This window comes from Streptomyces sp. NPDC020996 (assembly GCF_040641355.1).
In the GTDB taxonomy this organism is placed as follows: Bacteria; Actinomycetota; Actinomycetes; order Streptomycetales; family Streptomycetaceae; genus Streptomyces.
In genome coordinates, this window is the sequence record NZ_JBFADM010000034.1 from 1 (window position 1) to 9,612 (window position 9,612).

The 9,612-nt window shown below is 72.9% G+C and carries 9 protein-coding genes; 4 read left to right on the forward strand and 5 right to left on the reverse strand.

The genetic code is table 11. The features are described 5' to 3' along the window. The first annotated feature begins 195 nt into the window (after positions 1–195). Positions 196–1,350, forward strand: a complete 1,155-nt coding sequence (locus tag AB0G63_RS22520) for a right-handed parallel beta-helix repeat-containing protein (RefSeq protein ID WP_360752998.1) — start codon at positions 196–198, stop codon at positions 1,348–1,350. Between the two features lie 150 nt (positions 1,351–1,500). Here AB0G63_RS22520 and AB0G63_RS22525 read toward each other — a convergent pair whose 3' ends face one another. The 3 genes from AB0G63_RS22525 to AB0G63_RS22535 form a co-directional block, all read right to left on the reverse strand. Beyond that, a complete protein-coding gene (locus AB0G63_RS22525) occupies positions 1,501–2,331 on the reverse strand; it encodes a pectate lyase (protein ID WP_360753000.1) in 831 nt (276 codons plus the stop codon). Positions 2,332–2,413: 82 nt separating this feature from the next. Then, positions 2,414–3,259, reverse strand: coding sequence for a hypothetical protein (locus tag AB0G63_RS22530; protein ID WP_360753003.1), 846 nt, complete (start codon positions 3,257–3,259; stop codon positions 2,414–2,416). After that, on the reverse strand, positions 3,256–3,822 hold the full coding sequence (locus AB0G63_RS22535; RefSeq protein WP_360753005.1) for a SigE family RNA polymerase sigma factor: 567 nt from the start codon (positions 3,820–3,822) through the stop codon (positions 3,256–3,258). Before AB0G63_RS22535 ends, AB0G63_RS22530 begins: the two co-directional genes overlap by 4 nt. A gap of 226 nt (positions 3,823–4,048) precedes the next feature. Between AB0G63_RS22535 and AB0G63_RS22540 the strand changes: the two genes are divergently transcribed. Then, positions 4,049–5,500 (forward strand): NCS2 family permease, encoded by a 1,452-nt coding sequence (locus AB0G63_RS22540; protein ID WP_360753007.1) that lies wholly within the window; start codon positions 4,049–4,051, stop codon positions 5,498–5,500. Positions 5,501–5,554: 54 nt separating this feature from the next. On the opposite strand, the gene AB0G63_RS22545 is transcribed toward AB0G63_RS22540, so the two are convergent. Together AB0G63_RS22545 and AB0G63_RS22550 are read right to left on the reverse strand one after the other, a co-directional pair. Next, positions 5,555–6,025: a GNAT family N-acetyltransferase gene (locus tag AB0G63_RS22545; RefSeq protein ID WP_360753010.1), complete on the reverse strand. Its 471-nt coding sequence runs from the start codon at positions 6,023–6,025 to the stop codon at positions 5,555–5,557. A 3-nt stretch (positions 6,026–6,028) separates the two neighbouring features. Beyond that, entirely contained in the window at positions 6,029–6,802 is a 774-nt protein-coding gene (locus AB0G63_RS22550; protein WP_360753013.1) for an IclR family transcriptional regulator, read from the reverse strand. Positions 6,803–6,952: 150 nt separating this feature from the next. On the opposite strand from AB0G63_RS22550, the gene AB0G63_RS22555 reads away from it, so the two are divergent. After that, positions 6,953–8,482 carry an aldehyde dehydrogenase (NADP(+)) gene (locus tag AB0G63_RS22555; protein WP_360753015.1) on the forward strand — a complete coding sequence of 510 codons (1,530 nt, stop codon included), beginning with the start codon at positions 6,953–6,955 and terminating at the stop codon, positions 8,480–8,482. 47 nt (positions 8,483–8,529) lie between these two features. Then, complete coding sequence (locus AB0G63_RS22560; RefSeq protein WP_360753017.1) at positions 8,530–9,138, forward strand: DUF1349 domain-containing protein; 609 nt, start codon at positions 8,530–8,532, stop codon at positions 9,136–9,138. Positions 9,139–9,612 lie beyond the last annotated feature (474 nt).

Genomic DNA, 9,612 nt, shown 5'->3' on the forward strand with positions numbered 1-9,612 from the left:
CGAAGCCCGCCAGCACGACCATGCCCATCGCGTCCGGCCACGACATCCGCGGGGCGAGCTGGAGCGCGACGACGGAGTTCACGCCGAGACCGGTGCGGACCGGCCCCGCCGTACGTCCACGGACGGCCCCGGCAACCTCCCGCGGCCACGGCGGCGACTGGGACGCGTAACCTCCCCCAAGGAAAGGAGCGCCCAGTGCGTCACAGCACCGGACGCCACCGCAGGACGCGCACCCTCTCGATCGCGGCGACGGTGGCCCTCGCCGCGGGAGCCGGCGGCGTCCACCTCGGCCTGTCGGGCGGCGGCGCCCAGGCCGCCACCAGGACGGTCACCGTGTCCACCACCGCCCAGCTGGAGTCGGCGGTCAGGAACGCGGCCGCCGGCACCGTCATCCAGGTGCGCGCCGGCACGTACTACCCGACGGCCACCCTCAAGTCCACGGCCGGCGGCACCCCGTCGAACCGGATCACGCTGAAGGCGTACGGCGGCGAGAAGGTGAAGATCGACGGCTCCAGGCTGCCCGACGGGTCCTGGCTCGCCGCCGTCCACGGCAGCTACTGGACCGTGCGGAACCTCACCTTCCAGAACTCCCCGGCCCAGGGCTTCGTCGTCACCTCCTCCACCGGCGGGATCTTCGACGACCTCGTCACCGCGGACAACGGCGACTCCGGGTTCACGCTGCGCGGGGACGGCACGGTGGACAACCTCGTGCGGAACCTGGACAGTCACGGCAACTACGACGCCGCCGGCCACGGCCGGAACGCCGACGGGATCGCCGTCAAGTTCGGCTCGGGCACCGGCAACAGGATCACCGGCGCCCGCCTGTCCGGCAACTCCGACGACGGGCTCGACCTCTGGCAGTTCTCCTCGCCGGTCACCATCGAGCACTCCTGGGCCTTCGGCAACGGCAGGAACCGCTGGAACGACCCCGCCTTCGAGGGCAACGGCAACGGTTTCAAGCTGGGCGGCGGGGGCGTCGCGGTCGCGCACGTCGTCAACGACGACGCAGCCTGGGACAACACCGGCAACGGCTTCACCGAGAACTCCAACACCGGCGCGATCGCGCTGAACCGCAACACCGCCTACGCCAACGCCGGGGCCGGCTTCTGGTTCGCCACGGGCAAGGCGCGGCTCGCCCGGAACCTGGCGGTGGGCGACAAGGGCGGCCCGGCGAAGCTGGGCCCGTCGACGGCGTCCGCGGCGAACAACTGGGACAGCGGGGTGGCCACCCCGCCGTTCAGGTCGACGGACGCGACGACCGCCTACGGCGCCCGGGCATCGGACGGGTCGCTGCCGGCGACCGCCTTCCTGACGACCGGGTCCGCCACGATCGGCGCGACCATGGACTGACCGCCCGCGGCCGGGCGCCGACAGGCGAACGCCCCGCCGGTCGTCACCGGCGGGGCGTTCCTTCCGCCGGCCGAGGGGGGCTCAGGCCGGCAGGTCCATGCGGCACCACACTGGAAGAGACGTCCGAAACGGGCGTGTGGTTGTCCCCGATCAGTCGTATGTGATGTCGGACGACGAGAACTTGCACGTCGTCCCGTCCGCGCCGGTGCCGAGCTCGGTCGGCTCCTTGCCGGTGTTGTTGCCCTTGAAGCGGACGCAGGTCTTGATCTTCTTCTTGCTGTCGCCGTGGACGCGGATCTTCGACAGCGTGGCGGTGTCGCCGTAGTTGGAGTTGACGCCGACGATCGCCTTGCCGGGCGCGGTGACGTCGATGTCGCTCAGCACGACGGTCCGCTTGTACTGCGTCTTGCAGTTGCCGCAGGAACGCACCAGCTTGCCGAAGTTCTCCACCTGGAAGCCGGTCACGGTCAGCTTGCCCGCGCCGTTGAACTGCAGCACCTTGTCGTCGGCGTTCTTCGCGCCGCCGCCGGTCACCTTGTAGACGGCCGACGACGACTTGCCCTTGAAGGAGGCCGCGTCCTCGCCGACGTCCAGCCACCACACGTTCTGCAGCGTGCAGCTGCCCAGGCAGTGGACGCCGTCCGCGGCCGGGGTGCCGATGATGACGTTCTTCAGCGTGGCGCCGTCGGCGAGCTCGAAGATCGGTCCCTGGTCCTCGTCCTGGCCGGAGGTGCCGAGAGCACCGGAACCGTAGAACTTCTTCAGCGCGCCGTCGTACGTGCCCGACACCTCGATCGTCGAGGACACGGCCTTGCTGCCGGTGGCCGTCGGCCAGGCGGTCGCGGCGCCGGCGGAGGACAGCAGCGTCGTGGTGACGATCGCCGCGCCCGTGATGCCGAACGCGGCGGCACCGCTGATCACGGCCCGCCGCCTGGTGACCCGGCGGCGGTGGCGGACGCGCTGTTCTGCTCGTGCAGTCATGCCAATCCTTGCGTGAGAGGGGGACCTTGCGCTTCCTGGTCGCCGCCCACGCGGAAAGGGTTGCCGCGTCGGGAAGATTTTTCTACGAGTCGCCCGCGCCGTCCGTGTGGGCCGCGAAGCCGCCGCCCACCGTGCGCTGCCGGCCGTCGGCCGTGCCCCGGATCGTGTACCGGTCGTCCTTGGCGTCCCGGCCGCCGCGCGCGTGGTCGTACTGCCCGGCGAACACCCACTCGCCCTTGGGGACCGTACGGCCCTCCTTGAGCACCCAGGTGTAGACGAGGAAGCCGCCCCGCTCGTCGACGGTGAGGGTGAAGTCCTGCTCCGGCAGGGACCGCCAGGCGCCCGCCGAGGACACCCCGCCGGTCTGCGCGACCTTCAACTGCACGGTGAGCGCGGTCAGTTCCCGGGTGGTCTTCAGGGTGACATCGCTCTGCGCCCAGAAGTCGTTGCTGTGCGGGTCCACCGAGCCGTCGGACCACAGCGGGCCGTCCGACTCGGCGTCGGCGGACGGCAGCGCGGAGGCGGACGCGGAGGGCCTGCCGGAGGGGGACGCGCTCGGCGGGCGGGACGGCGGCGCCCCGCTCGGCGTCGGGTCCACGGGCGGCAGCGGCGCGCGGCTCGTCGCGTCGGGCGACGGGGTCGGGGTCGGCGAGACGGCGACCGACTGCGGCGGCGCGGGCGTGTCGTCCTTCACGGCGGACGCCACCGCGTAGCCGCCGACCGCGAGCATGCCCGCGACCGCGGCGGTGGCGCCCACCACGCGCGCCCAGCTCCACACCGGCGGCCGGACCGCCCGGTGGCCGGTGCGGCCGTGCTCGCTCATGCCCCGCTCGACGCGGGCCAGGATGCGGGCCCGGTCCGGCTGGTGCGCCTCGGCCGCCTCGTGCAGCCGGGCGCGCAGCTCCTGGTGCACGTCCTGCTGCCTCATCGGGTCCTTCCTCCGCTCTCGCCGCCGCGCACCATCGCCGCGTGCACCTTCTGTGGATCGCCCCGGGAGCCGAGCAGCTTCTGCAGTTCGGCCATGCCCTTGGACGTCTGGCTCTTCACGGTACCCACGGACACTCCCAGGGCGAGAGCGGTGTCCTTCTCCGACAGGTCGAACGCGTGCCGCAGCACCACGCACGCCCGTTTGCGGAACGGCAGCCTGCGCAGGGCCTCCTGCACGTCGACCACGCCCGCCACGTCGGGGTTCTCCGTCTTCTCCTCGCGCTGCGACCAGAACAGGGAGATCCGCCGGCGTTCGCGGACGGCGCTGCGGATGCGGGTGCGCGCCAGGTTGGCGACCACCCCGCGGGCGTAGGCCACCGGGTGGTCGGCCTCGCGGACCCGGTCCCAGCGGTGCCACAGCGCGAGCAGCGCGTCCGCCGCCAGGTCGTCGGCGGCGTCCGCCTCGCCGGTCAGCAGATGTGCGAGACGGGCGAGTTCGGCGTAGTGCCGTTCGAAGAAGGCGTGGAACTCCACCGAGGCTGCGTCGTCGACGACAGTGCCCACGGGCGACCTCTCTGCGCGTGTCCTGCGAAAGACGTGTGTGGATCCGGGGAAGGCCCGGTGAGATCCGGAAGCGTAGCAGCGACGGATCATGGCGCTCGTACGCGCCTTCGAACAGAGTCTGACGGACCGGCTGATTCCGTAACACGGTGAAAACCTGAAACCGCCTCACCGCGGGAACAATCCAGCCAGCATCCGCATCGATCACCAGCAGGCAGGGAGCACCCGCATGTCCGAGACACAGAAGGCGGCCGACCGGTCCGACGCCGCGCCACCCCCGGCGAACGGGCTGGACCGGTTCTTCAAGATCTCCGAACGGGGGTCCACCTTCGGCCGGGAGATACGCGGCGGCTTCGCCACGTTCTTCACCATGGCCTACATCCTTGTCCTGAATCCCATCATCCTGGGCAGCGCCAAGGACAAGTTCGGCCACTCGCTCGACACCGGCCAACTCGTCACCGCCACCGCCCTGGTGGCCTGTGTGATGACGGTGATCATGGGCGTCGGCGGCAACCTCCCGCTCGCCATCGCCGCCGGGCTCGGCCTCAACGCCGTCGTCGCCTTCCAGCTGGCCCCGCTGATGAGCTGGGACGACGCGATGGGCCTGGTGGTCCTGGAGGGCGTGCTGATCTGCGTGCTGGTGCTCACCGGCCTGCGCGAGGCCATCATGAACGCCATCCCGCAGCAGCTCAAGCAGGCCATCGGCGTCGGCATCGGCCTGTTCATCGCCTTCATCGGCTTCGTCGACGCCGGGTTCGTCAGCCGCATCCCGGACGCCGCGAACACCACCGTGCCGGTGCAGCTGGGCGCGGTCGGCCGGCTCACCGGCTGGCCGGTGCTGGTGTTCTGCCTCGGCGTGCTGCTCACCGTCGCGCTGCTCGCCCGCAAGGTGAAGGGCGCGATCCTGATCAGCATCGTCACCATGACGGTCGTCGCGATCGTCATCGACGCCGTCGCCGACATCAAGAGCTGGGGCCTGACCACGCCCAAGGTCCCGGACGACATCGTCGCCGCCCCCGACTTCGGACTCGTCGGCCACTTCAGCCTGTTCGGCGGCTTCGCGCAGGCCGGCGTCCTCACCGCCGTGCTGCTGGTCTTCACCCTGGTCCTGTCGGACTTCTTCGACGCCATGGGCACCATCGTCGGCATCAGCGCCGAGGCCGGACTCCTCGACGACCGGGGCCAGGTGCCCGGGATCGGCCGCGTGCTGTTCATCGACGGCGCCGCCGCGGTCGCCGGCGGCATGGGCTCGGCCTCCTCCAACACCGCCTACATCGAGTCGGCGGCCGGGGTCGGCGAGGGCGCGCGCACCGGGCTCGCCAACCTGGTCACCGGCGGCCTGTTCGGGCTGGCGCTGTTCCTCACCCCGCTGCTGACCATCGTCCCGCTCCAAGCGGCGGCGCCCGCCCTGATCGCGGTGGGCTTCCTGATGATGACCCACGTCAAGCACATCGAGTGGGACAGGTACGAGATCGCCATCCCGGCGTTCCTCACCATCGCCGCGATGCCGTTCACGTACTCGATCACCGACGGCATCGGAGCGGGCTTCCTCGCCTACGTCGTCATCAAGTCGGTCCTCGGCAAGGCCAGGGAGGTGCACCCGCTGCTGTGGGGCGTCTCGGCGCTGTTCCTGGTGTACTTCGCGATCGATCCGGTGGAGCAGATCCTCGGCGTGAAGTGACGTCCGCCGCCCCGGCGTCCGTGAACGCCGGGGCCGGCGCGGGCCGGGCGGTGCTCACCCCGGCAGGGTCAGCACGACCTCGTCGATCGCCTCGCCGCGGGCCGGCGCGTACCCGGTCGCCCGGGCCGTCTCGCGAAAGCCGCACTTCTCCAGCACCCGCCGCGAGCCGGTGTTGTCCGCCGCCGCGCGGGCGTACAGCGGGCGCTCGGGCACCTCGGCCAGCAGTGCGCGCAGCGCTGCCGTGGCCACGCCCCGCCCCCAGTAGGCCCGGTCCACCCAGTACGTCACCTCGCGCTCGCCCGGCTCCCCGTACACCGCCGCGCTGCCCACCACGTCACCGTCGGCCAGGACGGTCCGCGTGACGGCGTCCGAGGCCCGGATCCGTTCCCACCGGTCGTCGAACGCGGCCCGGTCGGCGGGGTCCTCCGCGGTGAAGGCCGCCATGCGCAGCGCCTCCGGATCGTTCATCTGCCGGAAGAACACCGGCAGGTCGCTGTCGTGCACCTCGCGCAGTACGACGTCCATCCCTCAAAGCCTCCGGGTCGCCAGGGTCAGCCGGTCGCGCGCGTCGAACAGCGCGTCCTTCACCATCTGCTCGTGCGCGGGGGTCAGCCGCGCCACCGGCACCGAGCAGCTGATCGCGTCCCGGGCCGGCGTGCGGTACGGGATCGCCACGCCGAAGCAGCGCAGCCCCAGCGTGTTCTCCTCGCGGTCCACCGCGAAGCCCTGCTCGCGGACCTGGTGCAGCTCCTCGATGAGCTGCTCGCGGTCCGTGATGGTGTTCTCGGTGAGGGCGGGCAGCGTCTCCGGGAGCAGCTTGCGGACCTGCTCGTCGGTGTACGTGCTCAGCAGCGCCTTGCCGAGGGAGGTGGAGTGGGCGGGCAGCCGGCGGCCGACCCGGGTGAAGGGGCGCAGGTAGTGCTGCGACTGGCGGGTGGCGAGGTAGACGACGTTGGTGCCGTCCAGGCGGGCGAGGTGGATGGTCTCCGTGGTGTCGTCCGACAGCCGGTCCAGCGTCGGCCGGGCCACCGCGACCACCTCGTCGCCGTCGATGTACGACGTGCCGACGAGCAGCGCCCGCACCCCGATCCCGTACCGCGTGCCCGTCGCGTCCGTCTCCACCCAGCCCAGCTCCACGAGCGTGCGCAGCAGCATGTACAGGCTGGACTTGGGGTAGCCGACGGCCTCCTGGACCGAGGCGAGGGAGTGCATGCCGGGGCGGCCGGCGAAGTACTCGAGCAATTCAACGGTCCGCACCGCGGACTTGACCTGCGATCCGCCGCCTGTCTCGCCTGCCGCCATCGCCCTCTACCCCTTCGTCGGACGGAACTGTGAAGCTATAGTCTCCAACAGCTATTCATCATCAGAGACACCGTTCAGCATATCGAACACCCTGGTGGATGACCCAGAAACTGCGGCGATACGGCGCAGGAGATACGTGGAGGGACCGCGGTGGCAGCAGCACCAGTCTGGAGTGTCGACCCCCGTACCGGGAAGCAGCGCGAGCAGGTTGCGGTGGAGGCCACAGCCCAGGAGGTGGACGCCGCCGTCCGCGCCGCGCACGCCGCCCGCGGGGCCCTCGCCGACCGAGCCGTGCGCTCCGCCTTCCTGCGCACCGCCGCCGAGCAGCTGGAGGCGGCCAAGGACGGGCTGGTGGAGACCGCCGACGCGGAGAGCGCGCTCGGCCCGGTCCGGCTCACCGGCGAACTCGCCCGCACCTGCTACCAGCTGCGGGCCTTCGCGGACATCGTCGACGAGGGCGCCTTCCTCGACGTGATCATCAACCACCCCGACGACACCGCCACCCCGCCGATCCCCGACCTGCGCCGCTACAAGGTGCCGCTCGGCGTCGTCGCGGTCTACTCCGCGTCCAACTTCCCCTTCGCCTTCTCCGTCGCCGGCGGCGACACCGCGAGCGCCCTCGCGGCCGGCTGCCCGGTCGTCGTCAAGGCCCACCCCGACCACCCCGCCCTGTCCGAGCTGGTCGCCAAGGTGCTGCGCCGGGCGGCCGCCGCGCACGGCATCCCGGACGGGGTGCTCGGCCTGGTGCACGGCTTCGAGGCGGGCGTCGAGCTGGTCAAGCACCCGCTGGTGGCCGCCGCGGGCTTCACCGGCTCCGTCCGGGGCGGCCGGGCGCTGTTCGACGCGGCGGCGGCGCGGCCGGTGCCGATCCCGTTCCACGGCGAGCTGGGCTCGCTGAACCCGGTCGTCGTCACCGAGGCCGCCGCGGCCGAGCGGGCGGAGGCCATCGGCGCGGGCCTCGCCGGGTCGATGACGCTCGGCGTCGGGCAGTTCTGCGTCAAGCCGGGCCTGGTGCTGGCGCCGTCCGGCGCGGCGGGCGACCGTTTCCTGAAGTCGCTCACCGACGCCGTGAGCGACACCGACGCCGGCGTCCTCCTCGACCACCGGATGCGGGACAACTTCCTCGCCGGCATCGCCGAGCGCAGCGCGCTGCCCGAGGTGGAGTCCCCGGTGACGCCCGGCGCGGGCGGCGAGCACACCGTGAGCGCGGGCTTCCTGGTGGTGTCGGCGGACAAGCTGGCCGAGGAGGGCGCCTACGACGTGCTCCTGGAGGAGTGCTTCGGACCGGTCACCGTGGTGGCCCGCTACGAGGACGAGGCCGACGTGCGCGAGGTGCTGTCGCGGCTGCCCGGCAACCTCACCGCCACCGTCCACCTGTCCGCGGAGGAGGCCGCGGGCGAGGGACGCGGCGCGGAGATCCTGGCGGAGCTGACGCCGATCGCGGGCCGGGTGCTGGTCAACGGATGGCCGACCGGAGTCGCGGTCGCCCCGGCCCAGCACCACGGCGGCCCCTACCCGGCGACGACCTCCACGTCGACGTCCGTGGGCGGCACGGCCATCGAGCGGTGGATGCGGCCGGTGGCCTACCAGGGCGCTCCCGAGGCGCTGCTGCCGCCGGAGCTGCGGGACGACAACCCGCTGGGCCTGCCCCGCCGCTTCAACGGCCGCCTCGAGCACTGAGCACCCCCGCCGGGCCCGCGCCGTCACCCGCCTGGCACACTCGCCGGATGGACGTCGAACTGCCGCCCCTGCCCTTCCCGCTGCGCACCTACGGCCCCGACGGCCACTGGTCCTACGAGGACGGGATCCTCACCGGCTGGGCCGGCGCCCGGCAGGACCGGTTCGTACCGCCCACCGGCGAGGCGCTGGACCCCGCCTCCGACGCGCCCCGGCTGCTCGGGGCGCCGGAGGGCGACTTCCAGCTGATCGCGCGGGTCACGGTCGGCTTCGCCGGCGCCTTCGACGCGGGAGCGCTCTACGTCCACGTCGGCGAACGGGCCTGGGCCAAGCTCTGCCTGGAGTACTCCCCGGACGTGCCCACGGTGTGCACGGTGGTCACCCGCGGCCACTCCGACGACGCGAACTCCTTCACCGTGCACGGCAGTTCGGTGTGGCTCCGGGTGAGCCGCACCGGCCGCGCGCTCGCCTTCCACGCCTCCCGCGACGGCGAACGCTGGACCTTCGTCCGGCTGTTCACGCTGGGCGGCGAGAAGGAGACGGGCGCGGCCCTGGTCGGCTTCCTGGCGCAGTCGCCGATGGGGGAGGGCTGCGTGGTGACCTACGACCACATCGAGTTCCGGCCCAACTGGCCGCGCGACCTGCGAGACGGAAGCTGAGCGTCCCGGTCACCGCCGGCAACGCCGCACCGGCCCCCGGGCTCAGCCGCCTCCCGGCGACCACGGCGTCGCGGTCGCCGGGAGGCCGCGCGGCCGGCCCGCATGGCGCCGGTACGCCCCGGGGGCAGACCCGGTCCACCCACACCCCGCTGCCGCCCGGGCGGGCACCGCTCGCGCGGCCCCCGCGGCTGGGCCACGCGCGACCTCGGCAAGCCGCTCACCCTCACCGCCCCGGCCCGGCACGCGGGCGTCTCCCCGCGCACCCTCACCCGCCGCCACGCCGGGGGCGGGGCAGCCCCCGCAGCGGCCGCCGTGCCGGGCGCCGGCGCGGCGAACTACCGGAGACCACCACCCCGCCCATGGGACCGGGCGGCGCGCGCCCGCGGTCCCGGCGCCGCCGGCTCGCCGCGTGCCCACGCGGTCCGCGGGGCCGGGCCGGCCCCGAGCGCCTGCCGCGCCCGGTCCAGCCGGCCG